At 69.0% G+C, this 16,978-nt stretch carries 20 protein-coding genes and 1 pseudogene; 7 read left to right on the top strand and 14 right to left on the bottom strand.

Annotated elements, in window-relative coordinates:
- Positions 1-21: 21 nt before the first annotated feature.
- Together ABN611_RS28030 and ABN611_RS28025 are read right to left on the bottom strand one after the other, a co-directional pair.
- Complete coding sequence (locus ABN611_RS28030; RefSeq protein WP_350275234.1) at positions 22-2,040, bottom strand: GxGYxYP domain-containing protein; 2,019 nt, start codon at positions 2,038-2,040, stop codon at positions 22-24.
- Positions 2,041-2,211: 171 nt separating this feature from the next.
- Positions 2,212-2,709, bottom strand: a complete 498-nt coding sequence (locus ABN611_RS28025; RefSeq protein WP_350275233.1) for a hypothetical protein — start codon at positions 2,707-2,709, stop codon at positions 2,212-2,214.
- A gap of 62 nt (positions 2,710-2,771) precedes the next feature.
- Here ABN611_RS28025 and ABN611_RS28020 point away from each other — a divergent pair, with 62 nt between their 5' ends.
- A complete protein-coding gene (locus ABN611_RS28020; protein ID WP_350275232.1) occupies positions 2,772-3,485 on the top strand; it encodes a class I SAM-dependent methyltransferase in 714 nt (237 codons plus the stop codon).
- On the opposite strand, the gene ABN611_RS28015 is transcribed toward ABN611_RS28020, so the two are convergent.
- Genes ABN611_RS28015 through ABN611_RS28005 form a run of 3 tightly spaced genes read right to left on the bottom strand, consistent with a single transcriptional unit; the run spans position 3,470 to position 4,719 of the window.
- Entirely contained in the window at positions 3,470-3,823 is a 354-nt protein-coding gene (locus ABN611_RS28015; protein ID WP_350275231.1) for a GntR family transcriptional regulator, read from the bottom strand. The two genes, ABN611_RS28020 and ABN611_RS28015, sit on opposite strands and share 16 nt — an antisense overlap.
- A gap of 12 nt (positions 3,824-3,835) precedes the next feature.
- On the bottom strand, positions 3,836-4,261 hold the full coding sequence (locus ABN611_RS28010; RefSeq protein ID WP_350275230.1) for a VOC family protein: 426 nt from the start codon (positions 4,259-4,261) through the stop codon (positions 3,836-3,838).
- Positions 4,258-4,719 carry a helix-turn-helix transcriptional regulator gene (locus ABN611_RS28005; RefSeq protein WP_350275229.1) on the bottom strand — a complete coding sequence of 154 codons (462 nt, stop codon included), beginning with the start codon at positions 4,717-4,719 and terminating at the stop codon, positions 4,258-4,260. The genes ABN611_RS28010 and ABN611_RS28005 overlap by 4 nt, the downstream gene beginning before the upstream one ends.
- 158 nt (positions 4,720-4,877) lie before the next feature.
- Here ABN611_RS28005 and ABN611_RS28000 point away from each other — a divergent pair, with 158 nt between their 5' ends.
- Both ABN611_RS28000 and ABN611_RS27995 read left to right on the top strand, forming a co-directional pair.
- Entirely contained in the window at positions 4,878-5,105 is a 228-nt protein-coding gene (locus ABN611_RS28000; RefSeq protein ID WP_350275228.1) for a class I SAM-dependent methyltransferase, read from the top strand.
- Positions 5,102-5,257, top strand: coding sequence for a hypothetical protein (locus ABN611_RS27995; protein ID WP_350275227.1), 156 nt, complete (start codon positions 5,102-5,104; stop codon positions 5,255-5,257). Before ABN611_RS28000 ends, ABN611_RS27995 begins: the two co-directional genes overlap by 4 nt.
- A 1-nt stretch (position 5,258) precedes the next feature.
- Here the strand turns inward: ABN611_RS27995 and ABN611_RS27990 are convergent, their stop codons facing one another.
- From ABN611_RS27990 to ABN611_RS27975, 4 genes are all read right to left on the bottom strand, one after another.
- A complete protein-coding gene (locus ABN611_RS27990; protein ID WP_350275226.1) occupies positions 5,259-6,209 on the bottom strand; it encodes a glycoside hydrolase family 19 protein in 951 nt (316 codons plus the stop codon).
- A 77-nt stretch (positions 6,210-6,286) separates the two neighbouring features.
- On the bottom strand, positions 6,287-8,059 hold the full coding sequence (gene aspS / locus ABN611_RS27985) for an aspartate--tRNA ligase (protein ID WP_350275225.1): 1,773 nt from the start codon (positions 8,057-8,059) through the stop codon (positions 6,287-6,289).
- Positions 8,056-9,387 (bottom strand): histidine--tRNA ligase, encoded by a 1,332-nt coding sequence (gene hisS / locus ABN611_RS27980; protein ID WP_350275224.1) that lies wholly within the window; start codon positions 9,385-9,387, stop codon positions 8,056-8,058. The genes aspS and hisS overlap by 4 nt, the downstream gene beginning before the upstream one ends.
- A complete protein-coding gene (locus tag ABN611_RS27975; protein ID WP_350275223.1) occupies positions 9,384-10,073 on the bottom strand; it encodes an MBL fold metallo-hydrolase in 690 nt (229 codons plus the stop codon). The genes hisS and ABN611_RS27975 overlap by 4 nt, the downstream gene beginning before the upstream one ends.
- A 237-nt stretch (positions 10,074-10,310) precedes the next feature.
- Between ABN611_RS27975 and ABN611_RS27970 the strand changes: the two genes are divergently transcribed.
- From ABN611_RS27970 to ABN611_RS27960, 3 genes are all read left to right on the top strand, one after another.
- Positions 10,311-11,537, top strand: coding sequence for a DUF349 domain-containing protein (locus ABN611_RS27970; protein WP_350275222.1), 1,227 nt, complete (start codon positions 10,311-10,313; stop codon positions 11,535-11,537).
- Between the two features lie 120 nt (positions 11,538-11,657).
- A complete protein-coding gene (locus tag ABN611_RS27965; RefSeq protein ID WP_350275221.1) occupies positions 11,658-12,521 on the top strand; it encodes a hypothetical protein in 864 nt (287 codons plus the stop codon).
- 191 nt (positions 12,522-12,712) lie between these two features.
- Positions 12,713-13,054, top strand: coding sequence for a hypothetical protein (locus ABN611_RS27960; protein WP_350275220.1), 342 nt, complete (start codon positions 12,713-12,715; stop codon positions 13,052-13,054).
- Between the two features lie 9 nt (positions 13,055-13,063).
- On the opposite strand, the gene ABN611_RS27955 is transcribed toward ABN611_RS27960, so the two are convergent.
- From ABN611_RS27955 to ABN611_RS27940, 4 genes and pseudogenes are all read right to left on the bottom strand, one after another.
- Entirely contained in the window at positions 13,064-13,633 is a 570-nt protein-coding gene (locus ABN611_RS27955) for a GrpB family protein (RefSeq protein WP_350275219.1), read from the bottom strand.
- Between the two features lie 71 nt (positions 13,634-13,704).
- A complete protein-coding gene (locus ABN611_RS27950; protein ID WP_350281761.1) occupies positions 13,705-14,532 on the bottom strand; it encodes a hypothetical protein in 828 nt (275 codons plus the stop codon).
- 1 nt (position 14,533) lies between these two features.
- Positions 14,534-14,725, bottom strand: coding sequence for a hypothetical protein (locus ABN611_RS27945; RefSeq protein ID WP_350281760.1), 192 nt, complete (start codon positions 14,723-14,725; stop codon positions 14,534-14,536).
- 136 nt (positions 14,726-14,861) lie between these two features.
- Positions 14,862-15,068, bottom strand: a pseudogene (locus ABN611_RS27940) (papain-like cysteine protease family protein); the annotation flags it as partial.
- Positions 15,069-15,305: 237 nt separating this feature from the next.
- Here ABN611_RS27940 and ABN611_RS27935 point away from each other — a divergent pair.
- Positions 15,306-16,202: a hypothetical protein gene (locus ABN611_RS27935; protein WP_350275218.1), complete on the top strand. Its 897-nt coding sequence runs from the start codon at positions 15,306-15,308 to the stop codon at positions 16,200-16,202.
- Here the strand turns inward: ABN611_RS27935 and ABN611_RS27930 are convergent.
- Positions 16,199-16,948, bottom strand: coding sequence for a hypothetical protein (locus ABN611_RS27930; RefSeq protein ID WP_350275217.1), 750 nt, complete (start codon positions 16,946-16,948; stop codon positions 16,199-16,201). The two genes, ABN611_RS27935 and ABN611_RS27930, sit on opposite strands and share 4 nt — an antisense overlap.
- Between the last annotated feature and the right edge of the window lie 30 nt (positions 16,949-16,978).

Raw genomic sequence — 16,978 nt, 5'->3', positions numbered from 1 at the left:
GACCGCCCGCCGGAACGTGTCCTACAGCACCCGGTTGAGCAGGTCGTAGAAGGTGTTGCCGAGGACCAGCTCGTACGGATCGGTCAGCAGTGGTGCGAGCTCGGCCATGTCGGACGGCGTCCACGACCAGGCGCCGATCAGTCCGGACACGAACAGCGGACTCGCGCCGTCCCACCCGGCGATCCGCCGGTCCAGTGCGGCCTTGAACTCGACCGCCTTACCGGGTGCGCCCCATCCCCCGGTGATCGGCAGACCGCCTTGCCGGACGGTCAGCGGGTCGCCGTCCCAGGTCTGCATGATCCCCTTGGTCGGTGTGTGGGCGGCGTACCCCTCGGCGATCTCCTTGGACAGCAGTACCCAGGTGTCGTTCTGCCGGCCGCTGTACGCGTACACCAGGTCCAGGCCGGTGCGGCGCATGAAGCTGCCGGTCATCTTCAGGTACTCCGTGAGCTCGGCCGGCGACCACACCGACGGGTAGGTGTAACCGCCGCCGGACGGGCCGCAGACGAGCAGGTCGTTGCCGGTGGCGGTGCGCTGGAAGTAGCTGTAGATGTTCGGCCCGGCCTCGAGCAGCAGCGGGCTGATCGTCCAGTTCGTCGGCGCCTCGCCGCGCTTCGGGTCGTCCCAGATCTCCCGGAGCCGGCGCTGGCAGTACTGGATGTTGTCGCCTTCGCCGAACGTCAGCGTGAGGTACACCTTGTTCTTCGGCTTGTCGATCCGCCGTACCGGACGGACCTTGTCGGAGATCGGCGAGGCGAGACCGGCGTGCACGGTGCCGTTCATGTAGAAGTCGGCCGCGACGACCGGCGACCCGCCCTTCGACGCGAGGTCGACGCCGTCCCATTCGCCGGAGACGTCGTTGGCGAACCAGCCCAGGTACGGCGCGGGCGTCGGGTACTTCGCGAAGTGCTCGATGAGCAGCTCACCCGTCGCGCCGCCCGGCGGCAGCCAACTCACCAGGGCCTTGGTCGCCACCACGTAGTCGCGGAAGTACGCGAACGGCTCGATGCGGGTGGGCGAGGTGTCGGTGATCGACACCAGGTACTGGTTCCACATCTCCACCGTGACGACAAGGGACGTCGTACCCGCCGGTGGTTCGAAGCGGTAGATCCAGTAGTTGCCGCCGTCGGCGAACCGGTTGGCCTCGCCGCCGATCGACGAGCGGGAGCCGTCGAACAGGTACGGCGCCTCTTCCGGGGTGTCGGGTTCGAAGCTGGCGATCACGGTGCCGTTGGCCTTCACCGACACCGAGCGCACCGAGGCGCCCCAGCCGTCGTCGGTGAACGAGTCCGCGAACCTGACGTACACGGCCTCCTTGCCGAGCTTGGCCGAGACGTCGAGGTCGTACGTGCCACGGTTCGAGGAGTCGCGGATCTGCCGGGTCTCGCGGGCGATCTCCTGCCAGACCACGCCCTCGACGTCGACCACGCGGGTCGGCGGGAGGCCGGCGAGCAGCTGGTGCGTGACCCGCGGGAACAGGTTGTCCAGCTGCCACCGGTAGGTCTTCACGCGGTCGTCGTCGAACATCCCGCGCAGGTCCTTCACGATCCGCAGCCCGTGCGCCTTGGCCTGCTCGGCGTCGGCGACGACCGCGTTCTCCAGTCCCGCGATCGTGGTCGCCACGTTCAGCGAGTCCGGTACGGCGGGATCGTGGACGATCGCGCCGCGCACCCGGTGGCGGTACTTCGCGACCAGGTCCAGCGGGTTGGCGTAGAGCTTCTTCGGCAGCCGCATGTCGGCCAGCCAGGTGGCGTCCGGCACGCTCTGCGTCCCGGTGTCGTAGAGGAAGTACAACTCCGGCTCAGTACGGTTGACGACGCCTTGCAACGTTGTCAGCAGGGTCTGATCTCCCCCGCTGAGCTTGCTGACGTCGGCGTAGTCCAGGTGTCGTGGGCGGTTGAACACCGGCAGCAGCCGAGCGGGGCTGCCGGACGTCGATGAATCCGCAGCATATGCAGTGCCGGCGAGGCCCGGAACCATCCCGAGCCCACCCGCCGTCACCGCACCGCTGCCCGCCAGGAACGCACGTCTCGAAACCATCGCGACCACTCCCTGAGGTTGACATCGATGTCAAATCTGGCCGGAATCTAGCAACCCCGAGAGAGCGTGTACATAGCTCATTACAACGTTGCCCCGACTTTCTTGGAATCGTTTCCGCTGATCCGGGGCAGAGATCAGGTTTCGGCGGTAGGCGACAAGTCTGCGGGATCGTTACGCGGACGGCTTGCCGCGGCGGAATCTGGAGCGGAATGTTCCGTCGTACTCGAGTTTGGTGTAGCCGGCGGAGTGGACGCCGACGGGGATGATGCCGGTGACGAGGAAGACCACGCCGGCGAGGGTGGAGATGTGCCAGAAGGCGGCGGTGAGGCCGACGAAGGCGGAGGCTTCGGCGATCGACTTGGCCAGGCTGACCAGGCGCGATCTGGTGACCTGGCGGCGGAACGCCTCCTGGCGGTTCAGGACGAGCAGCGCGGCGAGCAGTGGGATCGCGACGGCGAAGGCGACGACGCAGATCGTCGCGGTCAGGTCGAGCGGGGACGCGGTGAGGAACGGCTGTACGACGACCAAGCCGGCGGCGGCCAGTCCGCCGTAGATCAGGTTGGACTGCCGGATCCACTCCTCCTGCACCGCGGGGTCGGTCTTCGCCTCCTCCGCGTCCGCCCGCAACTGTTCGGCCTCCGCCACGGCCGCCTGCTCACCCTCGTCCATCTCCTGGTCCCTCCCGCGGAAATCCGATGCACCGACGTACAGCGGCGAGCCATAGTAAGCGCGTGCGGTACTACTACGCGGAGCACCAGGCGGCGTACCAGCGGCTGGCCGAGGAAGGCCTGACCCAGTGGAACGACCTGTTCGAGGCCGACCGCACCGCCGACTTCGACGCCTTCCCGAACCGCGCCTTCCTCGAACACACCCTCGCCGACCTCGACCTGCCCCCGACCCCCGCTGCACTGGAATACGGCTGCGGCACCGGACCCGCAGCGTGCTTCCTCGCCGCTCGCGGCTTCCGCGTCGACGCGATCGACCTCATCCCCGAGGCGATCACCCTGGCCCGCCACTTCGCCCGCGACCGCGGCGTCGACGTCAACTTCAGCGTCCAGGACATCTGCACGATGCCGCCCGGAACCAAGCGGTACGACGTCATCCTCGACAGCTACTGCCTCCAGTCGATCGTCACCGACGCCGACCGCGCCAACCTCCTCACCGCCGTCCGCGACCGCCTCAGCGGGTACTACGTCCTCTCTACGGCCATGTACGACGCCGAACGCGTCTACGAGGACGGTTTCCGGTACGACGCCACCACCGGCATCTGCTACCAGGCAACCACCGGCCCCGCGCCCGACGCGGTCAACCTCGACGGCACCTGGTACCTCCCCCACCGCCGCCACCTACACCCCGAAGCGCTCCGAGCCGAGCTGGAACAAGCCGGCCTGGAAGTCATCTACCAGGACAACGGCAACGTGGTTGCGACTTACCAGGCGCGTTGAAGGATGGCTGTGGCTTCGGCCAGGGAGAGGCCGGCTTGGCGGGCGGCTGTGGCCAGTTTGACGGCGGCGGCGTGGGTGGCTGCGTCATTGGTCTGGCTGCGGGACGCCAGCACGAAGGTGCCGTTCCGGCCGCGGGTCTCGATCAGCTGGTCGGCCTCCAGCTCCTTGTAGGCGCGGGCCACCGTGTTCACGGCCAGCCCGAGGTCCAGCGACAGCTGCCGCACCGTCGGCAGCCGCGTCCCCCGCGCCAGCTCGCCCGAGCGGATCAGTGCCTCGAGTTGCGAGCGCACCTGTTCGTACGGCGGCGTCAGTCCGACCGGATCGACCGTGATGTCCATCCGGTCAGCATCTCAGGTGAAGTCCTCCGCCGTGTACGGGTGCTGCTCCACGAGGACGAGCCAGTTGCCCGAGTTGTCGCGCAGTACGGCCTCGACGCCGTACGGGCGGTCCGACGGCTCCTGGATGTACTCGACGCCCTTCGCGGTCAGGTCGGCGAACGTCTTGCGGCAGTCGTCGGTCGCGATGCCGAAGCCGTGCATCGTCCCCTTCGCCATCATCCGCTTGACGGCCGCGGTCGCCTCCTCGTCCAGCGGCGGGCCGGGCAGCGCCAGTTGCAGTTCCAGCTCCGGGTGATCAGGGTGGCACACGGTGCACCAGCGGAAGTCCGGCAGCTTCACGTCGTTCTTCACCTCGAACCCGAGCTTCTCGGTGTAGAACTCCTTCGCTTCGTCCACGTCGTTGACGAAGACGCTCATCAGGCTGATGTTGGTGATCACGATTCCTCCTCGGCAGGGCTCTCGGTACGACGGTATTCGACCGCACCGCCCGCCTGCTTCTCCGGAATTGCGGACTTCAGCCCCAGCATGAACACGAAGCATCCCGGGATCCGCAGCCCCTCCTGCGTCCGCTGGTACTCCGACGGCGTCATCCCGACCAGCTCCGTGAACCGCTGCGAGAACGACCCCAGGCTGCTGTACCCGACGAGCCCGCACACCTCCGTCACCGTCAGGTTCGTCGCCCGCAGCAGGTCCGACGCCCGCTCGATCCGCCGGCGCGTGACGTACTGCATCGGCGTCTCGCCGTACTCCGCCGCGAAACAGCGCAGGAAGTGGTACTTCGACACGCCCGCGGCAGCCGCCAGCGCGGCCAGGTCGAGCGGCTCCGCGTAGTTGCGATCGGCAACATCCCGCGCGCGCCGCAGGTGTGGCAGCAGCTCCACCGGTACGTCGCTCACTTGACCGACTCTAGAGAATGGAAGTAGCGGGTCCAACAGACGGAGGGTGCGCCGGGGTGCGAGTCTGACAGGGCGGTACCGGGCCAGGAGCGCACGCACCGGACGGCAGCGCGATCGAACTCTACGAACTCACCGCCGCGCCGGGCGGCGACGACGAATTGATCAACGCCGCGATCGCCCCGCACAGCAGCATCCTCGAACTCGGCTGCGGAACCGGCCGAATCACCCGCCCGCTGCTCGCCCTCGGCCACCAGGTGCTCGCCGCCGACGAGTCGCCGGACATGCTCGCGCGCGTCACCGAAACGGAAACGGTGCGCTCCACCATCGCCGACCTCCGCCTGAACCGACAGTTCGACGTCGTCCTAGCGCCCAGGCGGCCACGTTGACCTATACGGTCAGCGGGCGCACCTGGTCGCAGCGGATCGTCACGAAGAACCTCTCCGAGGATGCCCTCGAAGCCCAACTGGCCGAGGCGGGTCTGCAACGCACGGGCTATCTGACGCCCGACAAGATGTGGGTCCGCGCCCAGCCGGTCTGAATCAGCCGAGGCCGGAGCCCTGCCTGGCGAGCTTGTCGAACTGGGTGCGGGTCAGCTGGCTGGTGTCGCCCTGCAGCGCCGACGGCCGCGTGCAGATGATCCCCGACGGCACCGAGCCGGTCAGATACCGCAGCGCGTTCTTGAACGAGTCACAACGCCGCTGGTCCTCCGCACCGGCCGGATACCCGATCGCGGCGTTCACGCGGCCCATGTCCAGGTTGTCGGCGTACGGATTGATGCTGCGCGCAACGGTCCAGTACCAGCGGGCGATCGGCGCGCTCCACCGCAGCGACAGCGCGAGGTCCGGGTTGCCGAGCAGGTCGATGCCGAAGTACCGGCCGGCCGGACCGTAGTTGAAGTCGCCGGTGAGCTGGATGTACCCGCGGCCGCCGTACAGCCGGGTGTCGCCGATCTCGCGGATGTTGTACTCCAGCCGCGACTCGTGCACCAGCGTGGCGAGGAACGCGGCCTTGCGGTACGCCGTGTTGATCTGCGCGTCGCGCATCGCCTGGTTCAGCGACGCGAGCCCGGTCTGCACGGTCGACGGGTTCACGATCCGGCTGCCGAACATCGCCTGGACGTCGGCCAGCGTCACCTCGCCCAGCGGCGGCTCCGGATCGACCGTGCACTCCGGTACGCCGGACAGCTTGGTCTCACTGGTGTTGAGGTAGGCGACCGTCACGTAGCCGCCGTGCGCGGGCAGATGCGCCCACCAGGGCGTCGTACGCGACCCGACGGTGACCGAGTCACCCGACTTCTGGCAGTCGACCTCGACGGAGGTCGGGCCGGACAGCACCTTCACGACGGCTGCCGACAGATACGGGCCGGTACGAACGTTCAGCGCAATGGCGGTCGTCTGGTACGTCGCCGCCTGGGCAGGCGTGGCGGCCAGCAGACTTCCGGCGGCGACGGCGACCAGGGCGAGGGCGGACGACAGAACACGTTTGAGCATGAAGCACTCCTGGGGCGGTAGGAGAGGACTTGGGTCACTCTCCCACCGCCCCAGGTGGGTTGCTCAAGTACGCAACCTCAGGCCTTGGGCTCCGGCTTGGCGTCGACGCCGGCCTCCTTGCGCTGCTCCGGCGTGATCGGCGCCGGGGCGGCGGTCAGCGGGTCGAACCCGCCACCGGACTTCGGGAACGCGATCACGTCGCGGATCGACTCGGTGCCGGCCAGCAGCGCGGTGATCCGGTCCCAGCCGAACGCGATCCCGCCGTGCGGCGGCGCGCCGAACTTGAACGCTTCCAGGAGGAACCCGAACTTCTCCGAAGCCTCCTCGTCGGACAGCCCCATCACCTTGAAGACCCGCTTCTGCACGTCCTCGCGGTGGATACGGATCGACCCGCCGCCGATCTCGTTGCCGTTGCAGACGATGTCGTACGCGTACGCCAGCGCCGAGCCCGGGTCGGTGTCGAACGTCTCCAGCGAGTCCGGCTTCGGCGACGTGAACGCGTGGTGCACGGCGGTCCAGGCGCCGGACCCGACCGCGACGTCACCGGCGGCGGTCGCCTCGTCGGCCGGCTCGAACAGCGGCGCGTCCACGACCCACACGAACGACCACGCCGACTCGTCGATCAGACCGCCGCGACGGCCGATCTCCAGCCGCGCCGCGCCGAGCAGCGCCCGCGACGACTTCACCGGTCCGGCGGCGAAGAAGATGCAGTCGCCCGGCTTCGCGCCGACGTGGTCGGCGATGCCCGCGCGCTCCTCCTCGGACAGGTTCTTCGCGACCGGGCCGCCGAGCTCGCCGTCCTGGCCGACGAGCACGTAGGCGAGCCCGCGCGCGCCGCGCTGCTTCGCCCAGTCCTGCCACGCGTCCAGCTGCTTGCGCGGCTGGTCCGCGCCACCCGGCATCACGACCGCACCGACGTACGGCGCCTGGAACACCCGGAACGGCGTGTCCTTGAAGTAGTCCGTGCACTCGACCAGCTCGAGGCCCATTCGCAGGTCCGGCTTGTCGGAGCCGAACCGCGCCATCGCCTCGCCGTACGTCATCCGCGGGATCGGCGTCTGGACGTCGTACCCGACGAGCTTCCAGAGCGCGGTCAGGATCTCCTCGGACAGCGCGATCACGTCGTCCTGGTCGACGAAGCTCATCTCGATGTCGAGCTGGGTGAACTCCGGCTGCCGGTCGGCGCGGAAGTCCTCGTCGCGGTAGCAGCGGGCGATCTGGTAGTACCGCTCCATGCCGGCCACCATCAGCAGCTGCTTGAACAGCTGCGGCGACTGCGGCAGCGCGTACCAGCTGCCCGGCTGCAGGCGGGCCGGGACCAGGAAGTCGCGGGCCCCTTCCGGCGTGGACCGGGTCAGCGTCGGCGTCTCGATCTCCACGAAGTCGTGCTTGGCGAGCACCTCGCGGGCCGCCTTGTTCACCTCGCTGCGCAGCCGGATCGCCGTACCCGGGCCCTGGCGGCGCAGGTCGAGGTACCGGTACTTGAGCCGGATCTCCTCGTTCACCGGCGTCGCGTGGTGCTCCTCGACCGGGAACGGCAGCGGGGCCGCCTCGTTGAGCACCTCCACCTCGGTGGCGATGATCTCGATCTCGCCGGTCGGCAGGTTCGGGTTCGCGTTGCCCTCGGGGCGCGGCGACACCTCGCCGACGATCTTCAGGCAGTACTCCGACCGCAGGCCGTGCGCGGCCTCCTCGTCGCGAATGACGACCTGGACGGTGCCGGACGAGTCGCGCAGGTCGATGAACGCCACGCCGCCGTGATCGCGCCGCCGCGCCACCCAGCCCGCGAGAACAACGGTCTCGCCGGCGTGCTCGGCGCGCAGCGAACCTGCGGAACGGTTACGGATCACGACTTCTCCTCTTGCGTGTTGATGCTCGGACGTAGGTCTTCGGCGGGCGGGGACCAGGTCGCGGCGTCGGCAGGCACCTGCTCGCCGCTGCGGATGTCCTTCACCTCGGGCCCGTTCTCGGTGCTGAACCAGACGAACGGGATCCCCCGCCGGTCCGCGAACTTGATCTGCTTGCCGAACTTGGCAGCAGCCGGCGCCACCTCCACCGGAATCCCCCGGCCGCGCAGCTGGATCGCGGTCCGCATGGCTTCAGCCCGGTCGTCCTCGGAGTTCAGGGCGATCAGCACAGCAGTCGGCGTACGACGACTCGCCGTCAGCAATCCCTTGCTGATCAGCCGGTGCACGAGCCGCGACACCCCGATCGAGATCCCGACCCCGGGGTAGGTCGTCTTGCCGTCGGACGCGAGCGAGTCGTACCGCCCGCCGGAGCAGATCGACCCGTACCCCTCGTCGCCGATCAGCTGCGTCTCGTAGACCGTGCCCGTGTAGTAGTCGAGCCCGCGCGCGATCTTCAGGTCAGCGACCAGCAGGCCGGGAGCGTGCTCGTTGGCGGCCGTCATGATCTGGGACAGCCGCTCCAGGCCCTCGTCGAGGATCTCGTGCTTGACGCCGAGCGCGCGGACCTGGTCCGCGAACGACGCGTCGGTGCTCGAGATCTCGGCGAGCCGCAGTACCTGCTTGGCGGTCTCGGCGGACAGGCCGGCCGCGGTCAGCAGCTCGGTCACCTTGTCCGGGCCGATCTTGTCCAGCTTGTCGACGATCCGGAGCGTGCCGGTGACGTCCTCGATGCCCAGGCCGCGGTAGAACCCCTCCGGGATCTGCCGGGTGTTCACCTGGATCCGGAACGGCGGGATCGGCAGCTTGCGGAACGCGTCCGCGATCACCAGCGGCAGCTCGACCTCGTAGTGGAACGGCAGCTCGCCGCTGTCGATGACGTCGATGTCCGCCTGGGTGAACTCGCGGTACCGGCCCTCCTGCGGGCGCTCGCCGCGCCACACCTTCTGGATCTGGTAGCGCCGGAACGGGAACACCAGCTTGCCGCTGTGCTCCAGCACGTACCGCGCGAACGGCACGGTCAGGTCGAAGTGCAGGCCGAGCGCGGCGTCCTCGTCCGCGCCGGCCGCGAGCCGCCGGACGCCGTAGATCTCCTTGTCGGCGTCCTCGCCCTGGTTCGACAGCCGCTCGACCGGCTCGACCGCGCGGGTCTCGACGGACGCGAAACCGTGCAGCTCGAACGTCTCCCGGATCACGTCGAGGAACTGCAGCTCGACGATCCGGTCCGACGGGAGGAATTCGGGGAACCCGCTGAGTGGGGTCACCTTGCTCATATCTTCGGTATCTCCAGGTCCTGCAAGTAGGGGTTGGTCGCCTTCTCCCGGCCGATCGTGGTCTGGCCACCATGACCCGGCAGGACGACGATCTCGTCGCGCATCGGCAGGATCTTGGTGGCCAAGGTATGCAGCATCGCCGGATGGTCGCCCCCAGGCAGATCCGTCCGGCCGATCGACCCGGCGAACAACACGTCACCGGAGAACAGCACCGCGGGCACCTCTTCCGGCCCGTCGTACGGCGTGGTGAACGTGACCGACCCGCGGGTGTGGCCCGGGGTGTGGTCGACGGTGAACTGCAGGCCAGCCAGCTCCAGCGACTGCCCGTCCTTCAGCTCGGCGACGTCGTCCGGCTCGGCGAACTCGTGGTTGCCGCCGAGCAGCATCCGGGCGGTCTCCGGGCTGATCCCGGCCATCGGGTCCGCGAGCAGGTGCCGGTCGTCGGGGTGGATCCAGGCGGTCGCGTCGTACGTCCCGCAGACCGGGAGCACCGAGAACATGTGGTCGATGTGACCGTGCGTGAGCAGCACGGCGACGGGTTTGAGCTTGTTCTCCCGGACGACCTGCTCGACACCCGGGGTCGCGTCCATCCCGGGGTCCACGACGATGCACTCCGCGCCCTGGCCGGTGGCGACGACGTAGCAGTTCGTACCCCACGCACCCGCGGGGAACCCGGCGATGAGCACGACAGACCTTCCTGGAACGGTGTTCGGGACCCACCAAGGCTACCGGTCGGGCCTGAGTGGTTTCGAACCGGATTGTGATCCAACCCCGTTGCGCCTGAGCTGGGAGTTTGTGATTGTTCAGGGATAAGCGTCGAGAAGGCAGCTCGACGCGCCCAGGCCGGGCCTGTCCGCGCTGTTGGACCGGGAACTGACCAGAATGGGCACGAGCGCAGTGCATACCGCCGGAAGGGGCGAGTTGTGGCCGGAGAGAGCTGGGGCCGGGTAGCCGAGGACGGAACGGTCTTCGTACGGACGAAGGACGGTGAACGGGCGGTCGGCCAGTGGCCGGACGCGAACCCCGAGGAGGCGCTCGCCTTCTACACCCGCCGGTACGACGCGCTGGCCTTCGAGGTGGAGCTGCTGGAGCAGCGCGTCCAGGCGGGCACGGTGTCGCCCGACGACGCGCGCGCCGCGGTCAAGAAGGTCAGCAGTTCGCTCGAGGACGCGCAGGCGGTCGGCGACCTGGACGGCCTGAAGGCCCGGCTCGAGGCGCTCGCCCCGCTCGTCGCACAGCAGCGCGAACGCCGCAAGGCCGAGCGGGCCGCGAAGGTCGAGGAGGCACGGTCGGCCAAGACCAAGATCGCCACCGAGGCCGAGACGATCGCGGCCGGCACCGACTGGCGGCACGGCGTCACCCGGCTCCGCGAACTCCTCGACGAATGGAAGGCGCTCCCCCGGCTCGACAAGTCCTCCGACGACGAGCTGTGGCACCGGTTCTCCTCGGCGCGTACGACGTACACCCGGCACCGCAAGCAGCACTTCGCCGAGCTGTCCTCCAAGCGCGAGGAAGCCGCGCAGGTCAAGGAGCGGCTCGCCGCGGAGGCCGAGACGCTGGCGTCGTCGACCGAATGGGGGCCGACGTCCGGGCGCTTCCGGGACCTGATGCGGCAGTGGAAGGCCGCCGGGCCGGCGCCGCGCGAGGTCGACGACAAGCTGTGGGCGCGGTTCCGCGCGGCGCAGGACCAGTTCTTCGGCGCGCGGGACGCCGTACAGGCCGAGGAGAACGCCGAACAGGTCGAGAACCTCAAGGCCAAGGAGGCGCTGCTCGTCGAGATCGAGAGCATCCTGCCGGTCGAGGACGCCCGCACCGCCCGCGAGCAGCTCCGCGACTACCTGGACCGCTGGGACCAGATCGGCAAGGTACCGCGCGACTCGATGCGCGCGATCGACGCTCGGCTGCGCGCCGTCGAACAGGCCGTGAAGGCCGCCGAGGACGAAGTCTGGAACCGTTCGAACCCCGAGGCCCGCGCCCGCGCCGAGGCCACGGTCAAGCAACTCCAGTCCCTGATCGCCGACCTGGAGAAACAAGCCGCCAAGTTCGAGTCCCAGGGCAACACCCGCAAAGCCACCGAAGCCCGCGAAGCCATCGCCGCCCGCCGCGAATGGCTGACCCAGGCCCAGAACGCCCTGTCGGACTTCAGCTGACCCAACCCGCAAGCCGCCAGGGTTCGCAGTACGGCCTCAGTTCACGCTCGCAAATCTCGACGACCAGCACCCTGTGGACAAGTTCCTGCAAGATCGTGTGCTTTCGGCGATCCTTTGCGGATGCTGCCTGCTGACTTTCCGTACTTCTTCTGTGGTCTGCCGTTCCGGCCTTATCAAGTAGGCCGCAAGCTGAAATGGCTGCTCGGGCTCGGCGACATCCGCGAGGTGATGAAAGGCGTGTACGTCGACGTACGCGTACCTGATTCGCCCCAACTGCGAGCGGACGCACTTCGCCTGGTGACGCCGGAGGACGCGGTCGTGTGCGGGGCGGCGGCTGCCTGGCTGCACGGCATCGACACGACGGCTCTCGGGCCCGCGGAGCTGGTCGAGGCCCAATGGACGCGGAAGTCGCGCGACGAGGTCGAGGTGTACGGCGTACGCGTCACGAGCCCGGTCGTCACGGCCGTCGAGCTCGCGATGCGGATGCCGCGGCCGTTCGCGTTGTCGGCCGTCGACGCGTTCCTGCGTTCTGGAAAGGCCGACCGCTGGGTGCTGCGCGCCACGTCGGCTGACTACGAACGGCATCCGGGTTACCGCCAGGGCCAGGAGATCCTCCGCTGGGCCGACCGCCGCGCCGCCTCCCCCGGTGAGTCCTGGCTCCGGCTCCGCCTCATCGACGCCGGCTTCCACCATCCCGACCTCCAGGTGCGGGTCGAGGGCAACGGACGTACGTACCATCTGGATCTCGGGTATCCGGATCGGCCGGTGGACGGTCGGCGGCTCGGCTTGGAGTACGACAGCGACCAGTGGCACTCGTCGACCAAGCAGCAACTGAAGGACGAGACCCGCCGCGCCGAGCTGGACGCCCTCGGCTGGCACATCATCTCGGTCCGCCGCCCGGACCTCTGGGGCTCGTACCCAGCTCTCGAACTCGCGGTCGGCGCCTTCCTCTGCCAGGAACCCCGGCTGCCCCGGCGGTGGTGAGGCGCCTTCGTACGATGGCTGATGACCAGAGGAGTGAAGCCGATGCGTCATGCCAGCTTGTCGGAGAACTTCCCGTATCGAGACCCGACCGTCTGCTTCCTCGAGGTCGACCACAGCGGACGGGTGACGTCGCCGCCCGAGCAGGATGTGTCCGCTCGGGTCCGCGCCGGGCAGAGTCAGCTGTTTGCCGTGTGGCCCGGGAAGTATCGCAGCGACTTGTTCTGATCGACGACATCGACAAGTACGAGCGTGCGATCGGCCTGCAGCCCGATCCGGAGCGGACCGGGCTGCACGAGCACCGGCACGACGTCCGTTGGGCGGTGTCGACGTACGAGACGAATCCTGCGGCTGCGTACGTCGAGGTCGAGGTGGCGCTGGAGTGCGGGTGCGAGATCCGCGATCTGCGGACGTTCGCGGCGCACATGCGGGAGCGGGGCTGGGACGTTGCTGTGACTGGTGGTTTGGGGAGCCAGCGCGTGCCCGGTTCACCACCGATGTATCACCTTCGGGTACGGCGGAAGAGTCTCGGCTGACTCACCGGTTCAACTAGGGCTCCAGTTGGTCTGCGCAGCCCAGCGTTCGGCGGAGAGCATCAGGATTTCGGTGGCGGGGGCTTTGATTTGGCCGTAGTCGGCGAGGTTGGGGACGGATTGTGCCAGGCGTTGTTTGAAGGCGCCCCAGGCGTTGCGGGCGGTCTGGTCGGCGCGGAGGTAGTCGCGGAAGAGGAGGGCGAAGCGGGTGTTGGGCCGGCCGGCTACGCGGAGGTGGACGTTGGTGGCGCGCTCTCCGATCGGTGGGGCGAAGACCAGTTTCTCGCAGGTGTGGCCGTTGGAGATCTCGGTGTGGTTCCAGGGCTCGGGGCGGCAGCGGAAACCGTGTGACTCCATCAGGTCGATCAGGTCGGGGGCGAGTGCGGCTACGCGGACCTGGGCGTCGATGCAGTTCTTCGCGGCCAAACCTGGTACGGAAGTCGAGCCGATGTGGTCGATGGCCAGCGCACGATCGCCGAGGGCGGCGTGGAGCCGGCCGGCGAGGTGGTCGAACTCGGCGGGCCAGGCAGGGTCGTACTCCGTGACAGCGACAGCGGGTCCGAGCTCGTCCGGGAAGGGCATTGGGCCATTCTTCCGCCCGTCCGGCTCACCGTACCGAGGGCGTGGTACGGCGAGCCGAACGCGCGGGAGTGTCAGCGGGGTGTGACGGCCCGCCGGATGAGTAGCGCGAGTGCGACCGCCAGCACGAGCCCGCCGGCGGCCAACGGCAGCGCCGGGAAGCGGGACGCAGTCTGCGCCACCGCGCCCGTCGCCGCCTGCGCGGTGTCGTTGTAACCACCAGCCACAACCGACTCGCTGTAACCGCCAGTCGTGCCCGTCGCGTTGTAGCCGCCGGCCGTGCCGGACTCGTTGTACTGCGAGCCGGGGAGTTTGTCGGAGTAGCGGGTTTCGACCAGCTCCTGGTACGCCGGGATGGTGATCGGCTTGGTGCCGATCGACTTGATTGCGGACTGGTTCAAGGGCCGTACTTGTGTTGCGGTCAGTGCGTACCAGGCGCCGATCTGGGGCTCGGTGAAGAGCGTCGTACCTCGGGCCGCGCCGGCCATTTTCGCCTCGGTGTTGCCTGAGGCAACGTTCACCGCCTGCCAGCCGCCCTTGCCGTCGGGTGTTGTGAAGACCGTCATCGCCCGTCCGCCCGCGGTCGCCGGCGTTGCGGCGTACCAGAACGTGGCGACCTGCGCCGAAGCGTCGCGGACGAAGGCGGGGTTGAGCGCGTAGACCGGATACGTCTCCCGCGCAACCGTCGCCGGCGCCTTCGCCGTACCTCCGGCCTTGCCGAGCAGGCTCAGCGCGCCGGCCGACCGCGCGGCGGTGGTTGCCTCGGACAACTCGCCCGGCGGCACCGGCTGCGGACCGGCGGCACCCGTGGCCCCCGCCGGCGCGACAGTGGCGAACCCGAAACCGAAACCGACAGCGAGTACGGCGGCGCAGCGGAACAGGACATTCTTCGGGCGGCGCATGTCAGGCTCCGATCTGGTACAGGGAGTGGGTCCAGGTGAACTGCGAGTTGGACCGGTACCAGCCGTACGTCGAGTAGTTGTACCGCGGGTCGTCCGGCCACGGGTTGTAGTACTCGATCGTCGAGTCGGAGGCGTCGTACCCGATGATGTCCATCATGTGACCGCCGCCCGACGTCCAGCCGATCCGCGTCATCACCGGGCGGCCGGCGGCGATCTCGGTGACGAGCGTGCTGAACGTGGGGCGTGGACGAGACGTACCGGCCGCTGCTGATCCCGATCGCGCGGAACGCCCGCTGGTCGTTGGCGAGGGTGGCCTGGTCGTTCGGGCAGGTGGCGTTCATCGGGTAGCCGAAGGCCAGGTTGCAGAACTGGTTCTGGCTGTACGAGTAGCCGTAGAACGCGGCGATGCTGTTGCCGCCCGCCGCCCAGCACCAGTTCGACTTCTGCTGGGCCTGGCCGGTGACGTTCAGGTACCAGCTGCCGGGGGCGGCGGCGGCCGGTGGTGCGAGTGGGACGAGGGTGGCCAGTCCGAGCATCGTGGCCAGGAGCAACGACCAGGAGCGGCGGCCGGGGCGGAGCCTGCGCATGAGTCCTCCTTCGAGAGGCGGTACTGCGAGGAGTGGGCGGAGTCCATCGTCGGGACGGCGCCGGGGTGCGGCAAGAACCCGGATCCGGGGTGTGAACGGCCGGGCCGCGTGAACAGTGGGTGATGAGCCAGTGCCGAGGAGTGGTGTGAATGTTTACACTGCTGCTCCTGAAGGAGCGTGGGCCTCATGGTCAGACCAGTCGAAGTCCCCGCGGTCACGGCGGAAGCGTCGTTCGCGGACGCGCTGCGGCACGCGATCGCCCGGCGCGGCCTGGCGCTGAACCGGATCCGCTCGCATCTCGCCGACCGCGGCCTGCACGTCGGCGTGGCGACGCTCAGCACGTGGCAGAGCGGCCGCCGGGTCCCGTGCGAGGACTCGCTGGCGACTGTGACGGCGCTGGAGGAGCTGCTGGAGCTGCCGCCTGGCTGGCTGACTGTCCGCATTCCGCCGGCGCGCACGGAGACGACGCCTCAGCCGTACGCCGTGGTGGACTACGCCGAGGCGCTGACCCGGTTGCTCGACCGGCTCCGCCGGGACGCCCACGGCAGGCTACGCAACGTCACGGTACTCGAGGAGGTCCGGATCGGCGCGGACCGGAGTGCGCACCGCCGGCGGGTGACGCAGAGTGTGGTCGCCGTACAGCCGGTGGATCGGCTGATCATCGCGCACCAGGGCGAGCCGGGCTGCGACGCGGAACGGCTGGCGCTGCGTGCGGTCAGCGGTTGCCGGGCCGGACGGGTGGCGCGCTCCCCCGAGGCCGGCGCGATGCTCGGGGAGCTGCTGCTGGACCGGGTGCTGGCGGTGGGTGAGACGGCGGTCGTGCACTACGAGATCGAGGACCGGACCGGGCTGCCCGCGACGGAGTACCAGCGGTTCAGCGAGTGGGGCGGGATGCACTACGTCCTGGAGGTCCAGTTCGACCGCACTGCCCTCCCGGTCCGCGTCTACGAACTCCGCCGCCGCCACACCTCCGGCCCCGACCTCATCCACCGAGAACTCATGCTCACCCCCGACGCCCGAGTCCACACCATCGAACCCTCCGCAGCCCCCGGCACCATCGGCATCACCTGGGAATGGGACTAGGGCCGGAAGCCGGCGTGGATGTGGTCTTGGTGGGTGGGGTCGGAGAAGTAGGCGGCGCCGGGGAGTTGGTAGGGGCCGCCTACGTTGTGGGAGCCGGTGGATTCGGTGGCTCGCATGTACGACGTGACCAGGGCGCGCGGGGTGGTGGGGGCGACTACCGGGTGGCCGTTGATCTGCCAGGTGTCGAAGGCGCGGCCGCGGGGGTGGTCGCTGGGGCGGTTGGTGCCGAAGACGTTGAGCGGGTGGCCGGAGCGGATCACGCTGACGCCGATGCGGTAGGTCTTCGCCAGTTCGAGCATTGCCGTCAGTACTGCGTCGTGGACCTGGCCGGAGCGGATGTCCGCCTCCGAGGCCGGCGGCAACAGGATCTGTTCGTTGCTCAGCACCTGGCGGGCCGCTGCTGACAGTCGCGTGGTCGCCTTCCCGGGTTGCGCCGGGTGGGTCGCGGTGACTCGCCAGGTCCCGCGTGTCTTCGTCAGCCGTACGTCGACCGTCGTACCGCTGGTCACGAGCCGACCGCCCGAGATCGTGTAGACGCGGCACGGCACCAGCACGCTGGCGGTGTCGCTCAGGATCCCGCCGTACTGCGCGTCGATCACCTCCACCACGCCTCGTACGCCGCGCGGCTTCAGCAACGCCGTCACCGCCGCCACAGCTGCCCGTTTCGCACCCGGCTCGATCTCCCCCGGTCCCGCGGGCCAGGAGCGCACCTCCGGCAGCCGGACAGCAGGCGCCGACGTACCCACCGAACCAGGCGTACTCCGAGGCGCACTAGA

The sequence above is a fragment of the Kribbella sp. HUAS MG21 genome (assembly GCF_040254265.1).
In the GTDB taxonomy this organism is placed as follows: Bacteria; Actinomycetota; Actinomycetes; order Propionibacteriales; family Kribbellaceae; genus Kribbella.
The sequence above is the reverse complement of the archived record's forward strand: the minus strand, read 5'-3'. Positions and strand labels throughout refer to the sequence as shown.